The organism is Pantoea sp. YR525, assembly GCF_900116775.1.
GTDB lineage: Bacteria > Pseudomonadota > Gammaproteobacteria > Enterobacterales > Enterobacteriaceae > Pantoea > Pantoea symbiotica.
This window is the reverse complement of sequence record NZ_FPBU01000004.1, coordinates 133,955-150,523: the sequence shown is the minus strand read 5'-3', so window position 1 is coordinate 150,523 and position 16,569 is coordinate 133,955. Positions and strand designations below refer to the sequence as shown.

At 56.2% G+C, this 16,569-nt stretch carries 17 protein-coding genes; 4 read left to right on the top strand and 13 right to left on the bottom strand.

The genetic code is table 11. The annotated features are described in order from the left end of the window. Positions 1–140: 140 nt before the first annotated feature. Both bamC and dapA read right to left on the bottom strand, forming a co-directional pair. Positions 141–1,169 carry an outer membrane protein assembly factor BamC gene (gene bamC / locus BM323_RS09565; protein ID WP_008108357.1) on the bottom strand — a complete coding sequence of 343 codons (1,029 nt, stop codon included), beginning with the start codon at positions 1,167–1,169 and terminating at the stop codon, positions 141–143. 14 nt (positions 1,170–1,183) lie between these two features. Beyond that, a complete protein-coding gene (gene dapA / locus BM323_RS09560; RefSeq protein ID WP_007884824.1) occupies positions 1,184–2,062 on the bottom strand; it encodes a 4-hydroxy-tetrahydrodipicolinate synthase in 879 nt (292 codons plus the stop codon). Positions 2,063–2,205: 143 nt separating this feature from the next. Here dapA and BM323_RS09555 point away from each other — a divergent pair, with 143 nt between their 5' ends. Further along, positions 2,206–2,772, top strand: a complete 567-nt coding sequence (locus BM323_RS09555; RefSeq protein WP_036649519.1) for a glycine cleavage system transcriptional repressor — start codon at positions 2,206–2,208, stop codon at positions 2,770–2,772. A gap of 141 nt (positions 2,773–2,913) precedes the next feature. Next, positions 2,914–3,381, top strand: a complete 468-nt coding sequence (gene bcp / locus BM323_RS09550; RefSeq protein WP_008108351.1) for a thioredoxin-dependent thiol peroxidase — start codon at positions 2,914–2,916, stop codon at positions 3,379–3,381. A 34-nt stretch (positions 3,382–3,415) separates the two neighbouring features. Here bcp and BM323_RS09545 read toward each other — a convergent pair whose 3' ends face one another. The 10 genes from BM323_RS09545 to BM323_RS09500 form a co-directional block, all read right to left on the bottom strand. Further along, the gene (locus tag BM323_RS09545; protein WP_008108349.1) at positions 3,416–4,489 is read right to left on the bottom strand and encodes an AI-2E family transporter; all 1,074 of its coding nucleotides are present in this window, start codon (positions 4,487–4,489) and stop codon (positions 3,416–3,418) included. 57 nt (positions 4,490–4,546) lie between these two features. Then, on the bottom strand, positions 4,547–6,139 hold the full coding sequence (locus tag BM323_RS09540; protein ID WP_008108348.1) for a sensor domain-containing diguanylate cyclase: 1,593 nt from the start codon (positions 6,137–6,139) through the stop codon (positions 4,547–4,549). A gap of 165 nt (positions 6,140–6,304) precedes the next feature. Further along, on the bottom strand, positions 6,305–7,123 hold the full coding sequence (locus BM323_RS09535) for a phosphodiesterase (protein ID WP_139221413.1): 819 nt from the start codon (positions 7,121–7,123) through the stop codon (positions 6,305–6,307). Between the two features lie 118 nt (positions 7,124–7,241). Continuing rightward, on the bottom strand, positions 7,242–8,225 hold the full coding sequence (locus tag BM323_RS09530) for an ABC transporter ATP-binding protein (RefSeq protein WP_008108346.1): 984 nt from the start codon (positions 8,223–8,225) through the stop codon (positions 7,242–7,244). Next, positions 8,222–9,034: an ABC transporter permease gene (locus tag BM323_RS09525; protein ID WP_008108344.1), complete on the bottom strand. Its 813-nt coding sequence runs from the start codon at positions 9,032–9,034 to the stop codon at positions 8,222–8,224. Before BM323_RS09525 ends, BM323_RS09530 begins: the two co-directional genes overlap by 4 nt. Continuing rightward, positions 9,031–9,894, bottom strand: a complete 864-nt coding sequence (locus BM323_RS09520; protein ID WP_008108342.1) for an ABC transporter permease — start codon at positions 9,892–9,894, stop codon at positions 9,031–9,033. Before BM323_RS09520 ends, BM323_RS09525 begins: the two co-directional genes overlap by 4 nt. Further along, the gene (locus BM323_RS09515; RefSeq protein WP_008108341.1) at positions 9,894–10,907 is read right to left on the bottom strand and encodes an ABC transporter substrate-binding protein; all 1,014 of its coding nucleotides are present in this window, start codon (positions 10,905–10,907) and stop codon (positions 9,894–9,896) included. The genes BM323_RS09520 and BM323_RS09515 overlap by 1 nt, the downstream gene beginning before the upstream one ends. Then, entirely contained in the window at positions 10,904–11,929 is a 1,026-nt protein-coding gene (locus BM323_RS09510) for a substrate-binding domain-containing protein (RefSeq protein ID WP_008108339.1), read from the bottom strand. Before BM323_RS09510 ends, BM323_RS09515 begins: the two co-directional genes overlap by 4 nt. A gap of 126 nt (positions 11,930–12,055) precedes the next feature. Next, a complete protein-coding gene (locus tag BM323_RS09505; RefSeq protein ID WP_008108337.1) occupies positions 12,056–12,664 on the bottom strand; it encodes a DsrE family protein in 609 nt (202 codons plus the stop codon). Between the two features lie 23 nt (positions 12,665–12,687). Further along, entirely contained in the window at positions 12,688–13,293 is a 606-nt protein-coding gene (locus BM323_RS09500; protein ID WP_008108336.1) for a DsrE family protein, read from the bottom strand. Between the two features lie 640 nt (positions 13,294–13,933). Here BM323_RS09500 and BM323_RS09495 point away from each other — a divergent pair. Both BM323_RS09495 and arsC read left to right on the top strand, forming a co-directional pair. Further along, a complete protein-coding gene (locus BM323_RS09495) occupies positions 13,934–15,397 on the top strand; it encodes a beta-barrel assembly-enhancing protease (RefSeq protein WP_008108335.1) in 1,464 nt (487 codons plus the stop codon). A gap of 63 nt (positions 15,398–15,460) precedes the next feature. Next, positions 15,461–15,808: an arsenate reductase (glutaredoxin) gene (gene arsC, locus BM323_RS09490; RefSeq protein WP_008108334.1), complete on the top strand. Its 348-nt coding sequence runs from the start codon at positions 15,461–15,463 to the stop codon at positions 15,806–15,808. Here arsC and hda read toward each other — a convergent pair. Next, positions 15,805–16,506: a DnaA inactivator Hda gene (gene hda / locus BM323_RS09485; RefSeq protein ID WP_036649513.1), complete on the bottom strand. Its 702-nt coding sequence runs from the start codon at positions 16,504–16,506 to the stop codon at positions 15,805–15,807. The genes arsC and hda overlap by 4 nt on opposite strands. Between the last annotated feature and the right edge of the window lie 63 nt (positions 16,507–16,569).

Sequence of the window (16,569 nt, the reverse complement as noted above, 5' to 3'; positions counted from 1 at the left end):
GCAAACGAATGAATCCCGATGAGCTTACTCAAGTAAGTGATTCGGGTGAATGAGAGCAACCAACGCATCTGCAGCTCGAAGGATTTGTGTATATGCCAAATCAAAACAAAAAGGCCGGAAATCTCCGGCCCTTTGGCAATTTATTTCAGCGCGCCTTGAATCACCTGCACCAGCGCGTCGTTCTGCGCCTGGGTTAGCACGTGACCTTTCGGATCGATGAACTGCAGACTGCTGCGGTTATCCAGATCGCCAACCTGCAATTTGTAATCGCCGTTTGGTAGTTCTGGATCTTTGGCGCCGATCTGATCCCACACGCCGCTACCCGGCTGTTTGTAGGTCACTTTCAGGCTGCCCTGTGAACGGTTGTCATCAGTGACTTCCATGCCCACGCGTTTCAGCGCCGCTGGCAAACGCTGCCAGGTGACGTTAAACGGTGCACGCAGAATCAACAGCGGTAAACCGGTGTCATCCGCGCCGCTCTGGACATCAATCTGTCCGGTGGCACGGTTTGCCGCCGCATCCTGGCTGGCAGAATCCACTTTATCCAGACCGGTGCTGATGTCGTTCAACATCTGGCCGGTATAGCGTTGAATCTGTGCCGGAGACGTCACCGCCTGACCAGACTGCTGCAGTTCAAGCAGACGAACGGTCAGCACTTGCTGATAGCTCTGATTCTGCACGCTGATCTGATAGCGACCGCGATACTGGTTATCTTCATCAGCACGGTTCCACTGCACCCAATCGGTGGTCAGCTGTTGGCCAGCATCATCACGTTGAGCGATCGGGAACTTGTACGACTGAACCACACCAACCACTTGCGACCAGATCGAACCACGGCTGCTTTCTACTGCCAGCACGCCGGTATTACCGGTGAACTGTGCACGCGTGCCGTTCAACAGCGCCAGCGGCTGGGCTGGCGGACGAATATCCAGCTCTTTGCCAACCGCGCCCTTCGCCACGCTATGCGGTACATCGTAATCACCATTCTGCAACGGCAGAATCATGCCCGCTGGGGCTTTTAAATCGTGCAGCTCAGGCGCCTGCAGGTAAGATTCATCACCGCTGACCTGGCGCTTATAACGCTGATCGTTGGAACACGCTGTTAGCAGCATCAGGGTGGAAAGGCCCACTACCGTTGCCAGCGTCGAGCGCTTAACTGAATAACTCATTGATTCTCCCTAAATTATCGCAGACCCGCTTTAATCAGCGCTTGCGCCGTTTTCGCCTGACCGGCTTCGGTCAGTGGCGTCATTGGCAAACGCAGCGTGTCATCCGCGATTAATCCTAGCTGTTTTGCTGCCCATTTCACCGGGATTGGATTGGGTTCACAGAAAAGCGTCTGGTGCAGATGCATCAGACGCTGATTCAGGCGACGCGCTTCGGCGAATTTGCCCTGTTGCGCCAAGGCACAGAGTTCAACCATTTCACGCGCTGCAATGTTAGCCGTGACCGAAATTACGCCTTTGCCGCCCAGTTGCATGGAGTCCAGCGCCGTCGCGTCATCGCCGCTGACGATGATGAACTCATCATTAACCAGCTCTTGGATCTGTGAGATACGTGATAAGTTCCCGGTGGCTTCTTTGATTCCGATAATATTTTTAATTTCGGCCAGACGCGCGACGGTTTCCGGCAGCATGTCGCAACCGGTACGCGAAGGAACGTTATACAGCATCTGCGGCAGATCGGTACTTTCAGCAATGGCTTTAAAGTGCTGGAACAAGCCTTCCTGCGTCGGACGGTTGTAATAAGGCGTGACCGTCAAACAGCCCACGACACCGCTGCCGGTAAAGCGTTTGGTCAGAGAGATGCCTTCAGCAGTAGCATTTGCGCCGGTGCCAGCGATAACCGGAATACGGCCATCCGCCAGTTCCAGCGTTTGCATAACTACATCACCGTGCTCGTCATGGCTGAGCGTGGCAGATTCGCCGGTGGTGCCAACAGAAACAATCGCCGCGGTGCCGCTGGCAACATGATAATCAATCAGTTTTTTCAAACTTTCGCGGCAGACATTACCTTTTTCATTCATTGGCGTAATGAGCGCAACAATACTTCCGGTGAACATGGGCTATCCCCTCGACAAACAAGTGCCTCATGTTACGTTTTACATTGAAAGAAAAGCAAGCGAGCCACGCCATTCCCGCGCTTGTCAGCAGTTTTTTTTATGTTTACCTTATAGTTATTAGCGAACGTACAGGAAATGCCATTTTGTCGCAGTCACAGCCTCACCATCTGGTGATCACCGCACTGGGCGTTGATCGTCCGGGTATCGTCAATACCATCACCCGCCACGTCAGCAGCTGCGGCTGTAATATCGAAGACAGCCGTTTGGCGATGCTGGGCGATGAGTTCACCTTTATCATGCTGCTTTCCGGTAGCTGGAACGCGATAACCCTGATTGAATCAACGCTGCCGATGAAAGGGGCCGAGCTGGAACTGCTGATTGTGATGAAGCGCACCAATGCACGCGTCACGCCACCGATGCCCGCCACCGTATGGGTGCAGGTTGAAGTGCCGGATTCACCACACATCATTGAACGCTTTACCGATCTGTTCGATAAACATCAAATGAACATCGCCGAACTGGTCTCGCGGATTCAACCTGCTCAGGACGACGTTGCGCCCACGCTCTATATTCAAATGACGGCGCACAGCCCGGCCAATCAGTTCAGTGCGCCCATCGAACAGGCTTTCAATCAGCTGTGCGAAGAACTGCATGCACAAGGCTCAATTCGTCTTTATAGTGTCACCGACGATGCTGACAGCACCGTTTAATCAGGCTCCGGGTTATTTCGCCACACACTCTGCCGCTGCGGCAAACCGTGTTGTGAAATAACCCTGACGGTAAACACCACCTGGCACTTTTGCTCTTGATGGTGTATTACCCACAGCATGTAGAAAAAATGGAGAGTTGTGATGAATCCACTGAAAGCCGGTGATACTGCACCGAAATTTAGCTTGCCCGATCAGGACGGCGAACAAGTAAATTTGGCCGACTTCCAGGGACAGCGCGTTCTGGTCTATTTCTATCCGAAAGCCATGACGCCGGGTTGCACCGTGCAGGCTTGCGGACTGCGCGACAACATGGATGAGTTGAAAAAAATTAGCGTTGAGATTCTGGGTATCAGCACCGACAAGCCAGAGAAACTGTCGCGCTTTGCCGATAAAGAGTTGCTGAACTTCACGCTGTTATCGGATGAAGATCATCAGGTGTGTGAGCAGTTTGGCGTTTGGGGTGAAAAAACCTTTATGGGCAAAACCTATGACGGCATTCACCGCATCAGTTTCCTGATTGATGCCAACGGCAAAGTTGAGAAAGTGTTCGACGATTTCAAAACCTCCAACCATCACGACATTGTGCTGGATTATCTGAAGTCAGCCTGATGTAAACGGGTGCGCAGGTCGCACCCGTTTTCTTTTACTCAGCGCGCGGCTCGTCGAGCGCCGGGGTTTCTGGCCACGCACGCACCACCGCTTTCACCAGCGTCGCCAGCGGAATCGCAAAGAACACGCCCCAGAATCCCCACATCCCGCCGAAAATCACCACCGAAAGAATGATCACCAACGGATGCAGGTTGACCGCTTCAGAGAACAGAATCGGCACCAGCACGTTGCCATCCAGCGCCTGAATCACCAGATAAATGGCGATCATGGTCCAGAAATCGCTGCCCAATCCCCACTGGAACAGGCCAACGCCAATCACCGGAATGGTCACCACCATTGCGCCGATATAGGGAATCAGCACCGAAATACCCACCAGCACCGCCAGCAGCAGCGAGTAGTTGAGGCCCAGCAGCAGGAACGCCAGCCAGGTGACAAATCCCACCGCCACCATTTCCAGCACTTTGCCGCGAATATAGTTGGTGATCTGTTGATTCATCTCTTGCCACACCACGCCCGCCAAACCGCGATTGCGCGGCAGCACGCGACGTACCGCATTCAGCATCTGCTCTTTATCTTTCAGCAGGAAGAACACCATCAGCGGCACCAGCACCAGATAGATCATCAGCGTCATCAAACCGACCAGTGATGCCAGCGAATACTTCACCAGCGATTCGCCCAGGCCGGTGAGACGGCTGCGCAGGTTCTCAACGATGATATCGATGATGCCCGCATCGACCAGCGCCGGATAACGCTTCGGCAGGCCAGCAGCAAACACATAGAGCTTATTCAGCATGTTTGGCAGGTCACGCGTCAGGTTGATGCCCTGCTGCCACGCCACCGGCGCGACAATCAGCACCATCACCAGCAAGATGCCGGCAAACACCACCAGCACTGCGCTGGTTGCCCAGGTTCGGCTACAGCCAACGCGCTGCAAGCGCACCGTTGGCCACTCCAGCAGATAAGCCAGCACCAACGCCACTAACAGCGGAGCCAGCAAACCGCTGAGGAAGAACAGAATGCAAAACGCCGCCAGCAGAATCACCAGCAGCCCGATGGCCTGCGGATCGCTGAAGCGGCGTTTGTACCATTGATAAAGCAGAACGAGCATTAAAACATCCTTGATACTAAAAATGTGGTCGCCATGAATGGCGACCCTACAAAAAACTTAGTGTGTAATGCTACTGACCAACGCATCCTGGCCGGAGATCATCACGCAGTTGCGTCCGGCATTTTTCGCCTGATAGAGCGCGGCATCGGCCTGCTTGAGACTCTGCTCCTGCGAACCACTTTCCGGCTGCCAGTCGGCAATGCCCACTGACAGCGTGACATTGCCGACCTGATCGATCCAGTTTTCCGCAATGCTGATGCGCACACGTTCAGCCAGAATGCGCGCATCCTCAACCGAGGTCGCAGGCAGCAGCATCAGGAACTCTTCCCCGCCGTTACGGCACACCACATCGGTTTGACGTGCGCTGCTGCGTAAGGTTCGCGCCACATGTTTAATTACCTCATCACCGACGTCATGACCAAAGGTATCGTTGACGCGTTTGAAGTGATCGATATCCAGCGCCAGCACCGAGAAGGGTTGACGCATGGTGGCGAAGTAGTCGAGCACCGCGCTCAGGCCACGGCGGTTGAGCAGATTGGTCATGGGATCGCTCTGCACTTCCGATTTCAGGCGACCAATTTTGTCCTGTACTAAACCAATGCCGGTAAGCAGCGCACGTTTGACCTGCGCCGCTTCGAAATACCAGGCGCGAATACCGCCAATCTCGCTCGATACGCCTTGTGAATCCATTTGGCTGGCTTTGCGCGCCAGTTGCCACAGCGGCAGCGCAATCAGTCGCGCCAGAATCACCGCCACCAGCAAGGTCAGCAGCGCAAACGGCACCGAGTTTTTCAACACTTTCAGCAGTAATCCGGTGAGCGGCGCCAGCGTGACATCGGTGGGTTTCAGCGCCACCACCATCCAGCCGGTGGTCGGCACGATGGCGTAACCGGCCAGCTTGGGCACGTTCTCTTCTGTCAGTTGCACTTCACCGTTGGTTTTCTCTTCGCGCTGGCGATCGCTGACGATGCCCGGCACGCTTTTACCAATCAGCTGGCTGTTCTGGTGATAGAGCACCTGATTATTGCGATCCAACACGTAAACGTGGGTGCCATCGCGATAGAACTGCTCGCCGAGCAGCGCGTTGAGGATGCTTTTCTTCTTCAGGTAGATGGTACCGCCGACGTAGCCAAGGTAGCGTCCGTCTTTGCTCCAGATCGGCCAGGAGACAAACACAATCAGGTTATTGGCGGCGGAGATGCTGGGTTTGCTGACCATCGGCTGACGCTGCGCCAGCGCCTCACGCGAAGCCTGGCTGGTCAGCTGCATGCCTTTCAGCATCAGGGATTCGGGCGAAATGGCTTTCACGATGCCGTTGCTGTCCACAACTGCCACCGAGTTGAAGCTGTTGGTTTGCTCACGCAGGCGATTCACTTCCTGCTGCGACAGATCGGCATTATCAAAATCATTGCCCAACTGTGTCGCACTGAAGTGCAGCTGCGACTGAGCCAGCTGAAAGAAGACCTCAGTGGTCGCCGCCAGTTTGGTAGCGTAGGCGCGATTGGCTTCGAGGGTGCTTTCGATCAGGACCATACGTTGCACGCGCCAGGTGGCGTACAAGGTGTTGGCAAGCGTGATGACGATGCTGGTGATCGCCAATAGCGCGATCAGCGTTCGCAGGTCAGTTTTTGGCCGCAGGCGCATTAGCATAACGCGCCGGCCTTAGTGAATTGATTCATCAATATGTGTGCCTGACAGTCTTGTTATTGTTGGATGCACTTGCCCTGGTGAGCTAACGGGCGATTGTACACCCACAACGCAAATTGAGCACGAAGCATCCTGTCAGCCACACAGATTTCTTTCTCTGCGCTGGCGCTAATCGATCAAACCGTTGGCGTCGTAAAATGGCCACGGACCGGGATAATCGCCGATGGCACACAAATGCGTGCTCATGCCCTGCTGCGCATGCCAGCGATGCAGCAGGAAACCCGGCGGTTCCAGCACAAAATTGGCAGGGCCATTTTCGGCGAGATCAAACGCCACCTGATGCGATACGCCCGGCGCAACACAGGCCAGCGTACCGGCAAAACGCGCCTGCACCGAGCGATGCAGATGGCCGCTCAGCACGCGTTCCACCTGCGGATGGCGCTGGATAATCCCCGCCAGCGCCGCCGGATTGCGCAGCGGTTGGTTATCCATATGTTCTATGCCGCAGAGAAACGGCGGATGATGCAGCATCACCAGCGTCGGCAACTGCGGCTGGCGCTGCAGCTGCTCATCAAGCCAGTGCAATTGCGCTTCATCCACATAGCCCCACGGCTGCTGCGGCACGCTGGAATCGAGAGCCAGTAGTTGCAGCCCTTTCACCTGCATCTGCCAGTTCAGGGTTTCGCCGTGCTGCAAATAGTGATGATCCGGGAATGCCGCACGCAGCGCCTTACGATCGTCGTGGTTGCCTGGCATCAGCAAAAACGGTATTTGCAAATGACGCAGCGCCTGCTTCAACGTTTGATACTCTTCTGCCGTGCCGAAATCGACCAGGTCGCCGGTGATCACCACTATGTCCGGGCGCGGAGTAAGGCGGTTTAGCGTCTCGATGACCCGCAGCAGCGCGGCTTGCGTATCGACTTTTTTGTAGGACAAACGGCCATTGGCCTTGATGTGTAAATCGCTAATTTGCGCGATTAGCGTCATTGCTTCAGACACGAATTTTTTCCTTTAGATATGAAACGCCGGCCGGTCGCCATTAATGGCGACCCTACGACGGCACCGCACGCTTTTGTAGGGTCGCCATTTATGGCGACCGGGCCAATTAAGAGAACTGCAGCGCAGCGTCCTGCGCCAGCGTCCAGCTCACCGCTTGTCCGGCATGCCAGGCTTCACGTGCGTGGCGATCCACCTGAATCGGTGTCGCCAGCCCGATATCGATCATCAGCCGCTGCGACGCGCCCAAAAAGGTGCTGGCGACAATAAAACCCTGACGCTGATAGCGATCATCGCTGGCCAGCAGCACATCTTCCGGACGGCAGAAACGCTGCGGATTGCCGCGCGTATCCACATCCACGCAGTTAATCGCGCCAACAAAATCGGCGACAAATTTTGATGCCGGATGCTGATAGATGTTCTGCGGCGTATCGATTTGCACCAAACGTCCCTGCTCCATCACCGCGATACGGTCGCCGAGCGCCATCGCTTCCTGTTGATCGTGCGTCACGTAAACTGCGGTGATCGCCAGCTTCTTCAGCAGCGCGCCAATTTCCAGACGCAGACGATCGCGCAGGCGCGCATCCAATGCCGCCAGCGGTTCATCAAACAGCAGCACTTTGGGCCGCGCAGCTAATGCGCGCGCCAGCGCCACACGCTGCTTCTGCCCGCCGGAGAGTTTGTCGATGCTACGCTGCGCCAGCGCGGTGAGATCCACCAGCGCCAGCATCTCCTGCACGCGCGCTTCGCGTTCGGCACGCGCCACGCCCTGCACTTTCAGGCCATACGCCACGTTCTCGGCCACATTGAGATTCGGGAACAGCGCGTAGTTCTGGAACACCATGCCGACGTTGCGTTTTTCAATCGGCAACGCGGTAACGTTGCGATCGTCAAACCACACTTCACCGCCGACGTCGCAGCTCTCCAGCCCACTGATAATGCGCAGCGTGGTGGTTTTGCCACAGCCAGACGGACCCAGCAGCACCAGCGTTTCGCCGGGATGAACGGTGAGATCGAGCGGTTGCAGCGCCTGATGATGATTAAAGTGACGTGCGCAGCCGCGCAGCGTCACGGTAACGGCCGCAGGATTCATGCTGCCTCCTTGTGTTGGCGCGAAACCGCGCGATTAAGCCAGTGATTCACGGCATTGAGCATCAGCAGCAGCGGCAGAATCATCAGAATGAAAATCAGCGTGTAGGCGGAGCCCACTTCCAGCCGCATCGAGGCGTAGCTGTCGGCAAGACCAACCGGCAAGGTTTTAGTCAGCGGTGTATGCAGCATCCAGGTGATGTTGAATTCGCCCACCGACAGCGTGATCACCATAAAAGCACCGGCGAGAATGCCGTTGCGGCAGTTCGGCACCACCACGGTAAAGAAGCGCTGCCACAAGCTGGCACCAAGGCTGGCCGAGGCTTCTTCGAGGCGCGGCATATCTACTGCCTGCATCACCGCCAGCACCGGCCGCATCATAAACGGCAAGGTAAACAGCACGTGACCAATCAGGATAAACAGCCAGCTGTCGCGCAGACCGGAAAACTGGCCGTAGAGCAGAATGATACCGAGCGCGGTCGCCAGACCGGGCAGCGCCACCGGTAGCATCAAACACTCTTCAATACGTGCCGCCCAGCGGCCCGGCGCTTTCAACAATCCCCACGCGGCGGGAACGCCAATCACCAAGGTGAGCAACAGGCAGAACAGCGCGATCAGCAGCGACAGCCAGAAGGTATCAGCGTACATCTGCCACACTTGCTCCACCCATTTCAGCGTGAATCCGCTGCGCAGGCCGATAAAATAGTTATTGGTGACGCCCGCCAGCATCGACAGCACCACCGGCACGATCATAAACAGCGCGGTGATGGCGGTGATCAAGAGTTGCAGGCTAAACAGTCCACGACGTTTCATAATTGCGCCTCCTTAGCCTGCGCCAGACGGCGCGCCAGCATCAGCGCCAGCCAGGCGAATCCGCCCATCAATACTGATAGCGCGGCGGCGGTGGCAAAGTTGGCGTAGTTGGTGAACTCGCCGTAAATGGTCAGCGGCAGCACCGCTAAATCGGTGCCGAGCGTAAAGGCGGTGCCAAAAGCGCCCATGCTGGTAGCGAAGCACAGCGCGCCGGTAGAGAGCAGCGCCGGTTGCAGGCCGGGCACAATCACATCCCAGGTGATGCGCCACTGGCTGGCACCAAGCGAACGCGCCGCTTCTTCCAGCGAGCGATCGAGTTTTTCACTCGCCGCCACCAGCGTGACGATGGCACGCGGCAGCGAGAAATAGAGGTAACCGATAAACAGCCCCGCCAGCGAATAGGCCAGCGTCCAGCGCTCATGCACCAGGCTCATGCTGATTTGCGCCAGCAATCCCTGACGCCCCGCCAGCATCACCACCAGAAAACCCACCACCACACCGGGAAACGCCAGCGGGAAAGTCAGCAACGCCAGCAAGGTGCCGCGCCCGGTAAAGCGCTGGCGCGCCAGAAAGCAGCCGACGATAGCGGCAATCAGTAACGTAACCAGCGTCACCGCCAGCGACAGCAGTACGGTGTTCAGCAGGCTCAGCAGATAGTGCGGCTGGGTGATCACCGTCCAGTAACCGCTGTGCTGGGTGCTGCGATCGTCCTGCATGCCGATTTGCAACAAACGGGCAAACGGCAGCAGCCAGAAAGCGCAGAAGAGCAGCAGCGCGGGCAGCGTCAGCCACAGCCAGCGGCTGCCCGGTTGCGTACGAATCTGGCGGCGCGAGGCCGCCAGGGTGTCAGCCATCGACATTAACGAATCTCGCTCAGGTATTTCGCCGAGAAGGCTTTCTGCGCATCGGCCATCTGCTGATAGTTCACGGTTTGCGCACGCGCATAATCGCTGTCTGAAAGGAAGAATTTCTTCGCCTCTGCGGACATCGCCGAGGTGCGCACCGGACGCAGGAAGGCATTGGCCCAAATCGCCTGACCTTTATCCGACAACACGTAGTCGATCACTTTCTTGCCGTTGTCTGCGTGCGGCGCGTTCTTCACCAGGCTGATGACGTACGGCACCGTGACCGTGCCCTCTTTCGGAATCACAAAGGCGACATTGGCGTGATCTTTATATTTGGCGCGATAGGCGTTGAAGTCGTAGTCGAGCAGGATTGGAATCTCACCGGAGATCAGGCGCGCGTAGGCGGTCTGCTTCGGTACGATCGGCTGGTTAGCCTGTAATTTTTTGAACCATGTCAGCGCAGGCGTGAAGTCATTCATATTGCCGCCCTTCGCCTGGTTGACCGCTACGGCCGCCACGTAACCGACAAACGCACTGGCCGGATCGAGGTAGCCGATCATCCCTTTGTATTCCGGCTTCAGCAGATCGTCCCAGGATTGCGGCACCGGCGCGCCGCCCAGCGCATCGACATTAACCATAAAGCCCATGGTGCCGGAGTGCAGCGCCACCCATTTGCCATCGGGATCTTTCATTCCGGCTGGGATTTCGTCCCAATGCGCGGGCTTGTAGCTGCTGATGACACCGGCGCTGTCCGCCTGGATGCCAAAACTGACGCCGTAATAAACCACATCTGCCACCGGATTGCCCTTCTCCGCCACCATTTGCGCCAGCGCCTGGCCGGAGTTTTTGTTGTCCTGCGGCACCTGAATCCCGGTGTCTTTGGCAATGGCGTTAAGCTGGGTTCCCCAATCCGCCCACTCGGGAGGACAGTTGTAGCAAATCGCCGTCTCTGCGGCCTGGGTGAAACTACTGAACAGCGAACCGGCGGTCAGTGCGAGCGCCCCGGCAATGATGGTGACTTTTTTCATGATGGTTCCCTGATGTTGGCAATTGAAGAAAAAGCGGTTGCGGGCGCAGCGATGCTTTCGCCGCTGCGCAACCGATGCGCCAGTACGCGGGTACCGCGGCTGGCTTGTTGTAACAACATGTCGATGGCACCCGCGCCGAGCATGTCGGCGGGTTGCGTTACGCTCGCCAGCGACGGCGCGATTTGCTCGCCGATATCGATGCCATCAAAACCCATCACCGACAGCTGCTGCGGAATGCGCACACCGGCGCGCGCCGCCGCACCAATCAGGCTGATGGCGAGCAGATCGTTAGTGCAAATCACCGCGCTCAGCGGCGTGTCGCCTTGTAGCTGCGGCTGCAGCAGCGCGAAATCAGATTGGGTATGGCTGGGCATTTCGATCACCGGCAGCGCGTCGAGTCCGGCTTGTTGCATGGCATCGCAATAGCCCTGATAGCGCAGACGGGCGCGATCGGATTGCAGCATCGGCCCGGCCACCATGCCGATGTGGCGATGGCCGAGCTGCAGCAGATGTTGAGTGGCTTCTTGCATCGCCTGACGGTTATCGACGCAAATGGCGGGCCAATGGGTTTCCTGGGGCACATTGTGCGTCAGGACAAACGGCATGCTGGCTTGATGCAGCGTATGCAGAATGGCGCTGTTATCGGCGTCAGCAACGGTGAGAACCAAACCGGCCACGCGCTGATTCAACATGTGCTCCACAATCGCCGCTTCGCGCTCTGGCTGATAATCACTGGTTGCCACCAGCAGACCGTAACCGGCGGCACGCGCCTGCCGCTCCATCGCTTGCAACTGGCGGGCGAAGATCGGATTGAGCAGCGACGGCAGCAGCACACCGAAGGTGGTTGAACTTTGGGTACGCAGTTGGCGGGCAATATGATTGGGGCGAAAGCCGAGCTGCTCGGAGGCGCTCAACACTTTTTCCAGCGTGTCAGCACGTAGCAGATGCGGATCAGAGAAAGCGCGTGCAGCGGTGGCGCGAGAAACGCCAGCCAGTTTGGCCACGCTGATTAAATCGGACATGTTCGCCTCGTAAAGTGCCAATGAGATCGATCTCATTGGCGCTTAAACTAGCGGCGAACTGTGACAGCAACATCGCGGATAAATGACAGCGAGATGACAGCAGCGCGAACTGCTGTCAGGCAGGAATTACAACATCAGGAAGGCGTAACCTTCGTTTTGCAACGACGCCACGGTGGTGCCGCTTGAAAGCGTGTGGGTGACGCGCGTATCAATCCAGTCACGTTCCAGCTGATGGAAAGCCACCGACTGATCGCAAATAGTCACCTTCACGCCGGCTTTTCTCAGCTCATCAATCAGCTTGAGATTCGGGTTATCAGTGCCGTACGCTTTGCGGAACTGATCGTTGTTCAGCGCAGCAGGAACCGCATCGCTGTTGATCGACACCACAAATTTCAGCTGATCAAGCGGTACGCCCGCCGCGTAATAGAGGTTGGTGACGCGCGCCACGCGCTCCAGCCCGAGGTTGGCCTGATGAATATCCCCTTCATTACGGTTGATCTGGAAGACGATTTTATTGCTCAATCCCGGCGTGGTGGCCGGATTGTAGTCGGGCACACTCACATAATGGATTTTGCCGTAGCCGTCGATCGCCGGCGTGCTCCAGAAGTCAGCCGGTTCGGTTTTCTTGTCGGCGAATTTATCGCTGACCTTGTCAACCAAATCGGGCAGTTGTAATACATTGCCGCCGACAAAACCTGCCAGGGCCGCAATAACGATATAGGATGCTGGACGCATTTCACTTCTCCTGTGCCTGAGATTTACATCTGTAAGAGTGCATAACCCTGATTTTCCAGCGTCGACACGGTGGTCGGGCTGGAGAGTGCATGAATCACCGATGGGTCAATCCACTCTTTCGGGAAGTGATGGAACGCCACCGACTGATCGCACACTGAAACTTTCACGCCCAACTTATTCAGCGCGCCAATCAGCGCCAGATTAGGGTTGTCCGCTTTGTAGAACTGCTGGAAATGCGCGTTATCCAGCATCGCAGGCGTGGCATCGCCGGTAACTGACACCACAAAGTGCAGGTCGTCGGCCGGTACGCCCGAAGCGATATAGAGATTCACCACGCGCGCGACACGTTCAAGACCAAGATTTGGCCGCGTCATCTCTCCTTCACTTTTGGTGATTTGAAACACCACTTTGTTGCTTAAACCCACCACCGGTTTGAAGGCGGCATCCGGCTCGTAATGTATTTTGCCGTAGCCGTCGACGGCGGGCGTGCTCCAGAAACCGTCGGGATCGGTAGGTTCGGCAGAAAAATGGCTGACAACACGCTGATATAAGTCATCACCTTTGCTCACGGTGGCGCCAACAAAGCCACCGACAATCGCGATAAGGGCGTATGAGACTACAGAACGCATAAAAACTCTCCGGCATGCACTGCGCGTCAATTCACAGTCCGTTTGAATAAAGTGCCTTATCTATACCACAGCGTGAGCATGGCAAAAGTCCTGCAGTGACGGGCTGTCCGGCTGAATGGTTGCGTGCAAAATAATTAGCAGGGTTAATTGAAAAAGGCTTTCGATTGACGCTTTGGCAGGAGTTGAGAAAAGAGTGGACGTGAAATTGTGACCATTATCCAGAAGGGATAAGTTTACGTGCGTTTAAAATCTGCCCAATAATTACTTTGCAAAATGCCCTTAACACCATAATCACGATTAAAATCACTGATGGATAAAGCGGGCCAACCGCGCTGATTTGCCTCTTCTTTTCAGAGTAAACCTGGAAAAGTTCATGCCAGGCTCAATAATTTTGAGCAACTTTACGTAACTTTAACTTTTTCCGGTTAAAAAGCCTGTTTATCTCGCTGCAGCCTATTCAATTTTTTGCTGCAATTTCGTCGCGCTGTAACCATTTTTTCATTTAAAACCCATCAAGCTTCGTCATTTGCTTGTTGCAGCAGTCTGGTTAAGATAGAGCGCGTTACGCAAATGGAAAATAGTGCAGAACATTTGAACCACTTACCTGTCCAATTTCGGGTGACTTTTACAGGATCAAGGCATGTTTAACCGGTTGAAAAAATCATTGCTGGCGGCCCTTATTCCTACGCTGCTGCTGACGCCTGCGCTGAGTGTGCGCGCTGACGTCAGTGATACGCTGCCCGACATGGGCACCACGGCAGGTTCGACGTTATCGATTAATCAGGAACTGCAGATGGGCGACTTCTACGTGCGCCAGCTGCGCGCCAGTGCGCCTCTGATTAACGATCCGCTGTTGAATCAATACATTAATGAGCTCGGTCAGCGTCTGGTGGCACATGCCAACTCGGTACGCACGCCGTTCCACTTCTTTTTGATCCAGAACGATGAACTCAACGCCTTCGCCTTCTTTGGCGGCAACGTGGTGCTGCATTCGTCTCTGTTCCGCTACACCGATAATGAAAGCCAGCTGGCGTCGGTGATGGCGCACGAAATCTCGCACGTCACGCAGCGCCATCTGGCGCGCGCCATGGAAGAGCAGCGACGCAATGCGCCGCTAACATGGGTCGGCGCATTGGGATCGATTCTGCTGGCGATGGCCAGCCCGCAAGCGGGCATGGCGGCGCTGACCGGTACGCTGGCAGGCGCGCAGCAAGGCATTATCAGCTTTACCCAAGGCAATGAACAGGAAGCCGACCGCATCGGCATTCAGGTGCTGCAACGTGCTGGCTTCGATCCGCAAGCGATGCCGACTTTCCTGCAGAAGCTGGCGGATCAGAGCCGCTTCTCCTCCAAGCCACCGGAAATTTTGCTGACGCACCCGTTACCCGACAGCCGACTGGCCGATGCGCGTAACCGCGCCAACCAGATGCGTCCGGTAGTGGTGCAGTCGTCGCAGGATTTCTACATGGCGAAAGTGCGTTCGCTCGGCATGTACGCTACTGGCCGCAATCAGCTGACCGATGACCTGCTGAACGAATATGCCAAAGGCAACGTGCGCGAGCAGCAGGCGGCGCAGTACGGCAAAGCGGTGCAGTTCCTGCAGGCTAAAAGCTTTGATAGCGCCAAACGCGTGATCGCCCCGCTGCTGGCGAAGCAGCCGGATAATGTCTGGTTCCTCGATATCATGACCGACATCGACATCGGCCTGAATCAGCCGCAGCAGGCGATTGCCATGCTGACCAGCGCCAAAGGCAGCAGCACCAATCCGGTACTGCAGCTGAACCTGGCTAACGCCTATGTCGAAGCGAAACAGCCGGCCAACGCCAGCCGCATCCTCAATCGCTACACCTTTGCCCATCCAGACGATGTGAACGCCTTTGATCTGCTGGCGCAGGCTTCGGCGGCGCAGGGTTTGCGGGATGAAGAACTTTCAGCGCGCGCTGAAGGTTTGGCGCTCAACGGCCAGCTTGATCAGGCGATCTCTACCTTGAGCAGCGCCAGCGCCCAAGTACCGCTCAGCAGCCTGAAACAAGCGCGCTATGACGCGCGTATCGACCAGTTCCGTCAGCTGCAGAAGCGTTTTAAGGTGTATCAGAAAGGATAGATTTTGTAGGGTCGCCATTCATGGCGACCACCGGTTTCAACATATCAAAGGAATGCCCAAACTATGGTCAGCATTTACCACAACCCGCGCTGCAGCAAAAGCCGCGAAACGCTGGCGCTGTTGCAGGAGAAAGGTATTGAGCCCGAAGTGGTGCTCTATCTTGAGACGCCGCCCGATGTGCCAACGCTACAGCGCCTACTGCAACAACTCGGCATGCACAGCGCGCGCGAACTGATGCGCCGCAAAGAGGATCTGTATAAAGAGCTGGCTTTAGCGAATAGCGAGTTAAGCGAGGATCAGCTGCTGCAGGCGATGGTGGAACATCCGAAACTGATCGAACGCCCAATCGTGATTAATGGCGAACAGGCGCGTATTGGCCGTCCACCTGAAGCGGTGCTGGAGATTCTCTAAAGCTCCAGCGCTTCTTTAACAAAGGGAATGGTAAGTTTGCGTTGGGCGCTGATGGAGGCGCGATCGAGACGATCCAGCGTATCAAACAGCGTACGCATCTCACGGTCGAGGCGTTTCAGCAGGAAGCGTCCGACATCTTCCGGCAACTCAAAACCACGCAATCCAGCACGCAGCTGCATCGCCTGTAATTTGTCGTCGTCCGAGAGCGGCTGCAAACGGTAAATCTGCCCCCAATCGAGGCGTGACGCCAAATCCGGTAAGCCGAGATTCAGCTGACGCGGCGGTCGATCGCCGGTAATCAGCAAACGCGTTTTGCCGATTTCCAGAATGCGGTTGTAGAGATCAAAGATCGCCATTTCCCACTCCGGATCGCCCGCGATGCACTCGATATTATCGATACACACCAGCGCCAGATTCTCCATACCTTCCAGTACTTCCGGCACAAACCACGTGCGCTTATCCAGCGGCACATAGCCCACCGCTTCGCCGCGCGCCGAGAGTTCCGCACAGGCTGCGTGCAGCAGATGACTGCGGCCACCGCCTTCGCGCGACCAGAAATAGAGATAGCTACCGTGTTGCTGAGAGAGTGCGCCTTGCAGCGCCGCCAGCAGAGACGTGTTTTCCCCCGGCCAGAAACTGGCGAAGGTTTCATCATCAGGTAAATAGAGTGGCAATGAGAGCTGTGCCGGCGTGTTCAGAAGTACCTCAACGGATGAGCGGGCAGAAAACCGCGCAAGTTTATCACGATCTTTGCCGGAGAT

Excerpts from the sequence above, each read along its gene's own strand:
- bamC (WP_008108357.1), bottom strand. The coding sequence starts at position 1,169 with ATGAGTTATTCAGTTAAGCGCTCGACGCTGGCAACGGTAGTGGGCCTT.
- dapA (WP_007884824.1), bottom strand. The coding sequence starts at position 2,062 with ATGTTCACCGGAAGTATTGTTGCGCTCATTACGCCAATGAATGAAAAA.
- bcp (WP_008108351.1), top strand. The coding sequence starts at position 2,914 with ATGAATCCACTGAAAGCCGGTGATACTGCACCGAAATTTAGCTTGCCC.
- BM323_RS09545 (WP_008108349.1), bottom strand. The coding sequence starts at position 4,489 with ATGCTCGTTCTGCTTTATCAATGGTACAAACGCCGCTTCAGCGATCCG.
- BM323_RS09540 (WP_008108348.1), bottom strand. The coding sequence starts at position 6,139 with ATGCTAATGCGCCTGCGGCCAAAAACTGACCTGCGAACGCTGATCGCG.
- BM323_RS09535 (WP_139221413.1), bottom strand. The coding sequence starts at position 7,123 with ATGACGCTAATCGCGCAAATTAGCGATTTACACATCAAGGCCAATGGC.
- BM323_RS09530 (WP_008108346.1), bottom strand. The coding sequence starts at position 8,225 with ATGAATCCTGCGGCCGTTACCGTGACGCTGCGCGGCTGCGCACGTCAC.
- BM323_RS09525 (WP_008108344.1), bottom strand. The coding sequence starts at position 9,034 with ATGAAACGTCGTGGACTGTTTAGCCTGCAACTCTTGATCACCGCCATC.
- BM323_RS09520 (WP_008108342.1), bottom strand. The coding sequence starts at position 9,894 with ATGTCGATGGCTGACACCCTGGCGGCCTCGCGCCGCCAGATTCGTACG.
- BM323_RS09515 (WP_008108341.1), bottom strand. The coding sequence starts at position 10,907 with ATGAAAAAAGTCACCATCATTGCCGGGGCGCTCGCACTGACCGCCGGT.
- BM323_RS09510 (WP_008108339.1), bottom strand. The coding sequence starts at position 11,929 with ATGTCCGATTTAATCAGCGTGGCCAAACTGGCTGGCGTTTCTCGCGCC.
- BM323_RS09505 (WP_008108337.1), bottom strand. The coding sequence starts at position 12,664 with ATGCGTCCAGCATCCTATATCGTTATTGCGGCCCTGGCAGGTTTTGTC.
- BM323_RS09500 (WP_008108336.1), bottom strand. The coding sequence starts at position 13,293 with ATGCGTTCTGTAGTCTCATACGCCCTTATCGCGATTGTCGGTGGCTTT.
- BM323_RS09495 (WP_008108335.1), top strand. The coding sequence starts at position 13,934 with ATGTTTAACCGGTTGAAAAAATCATTGCTGGCGGCCCTTATTCCTACG.
- arsC (WP_008108334.1), top strand. The coding sequence starts at position 15,461 with ATGGTCAGCATTTACCACAACCCGCGCTGCAGCAAAAGCCGCGAAACG.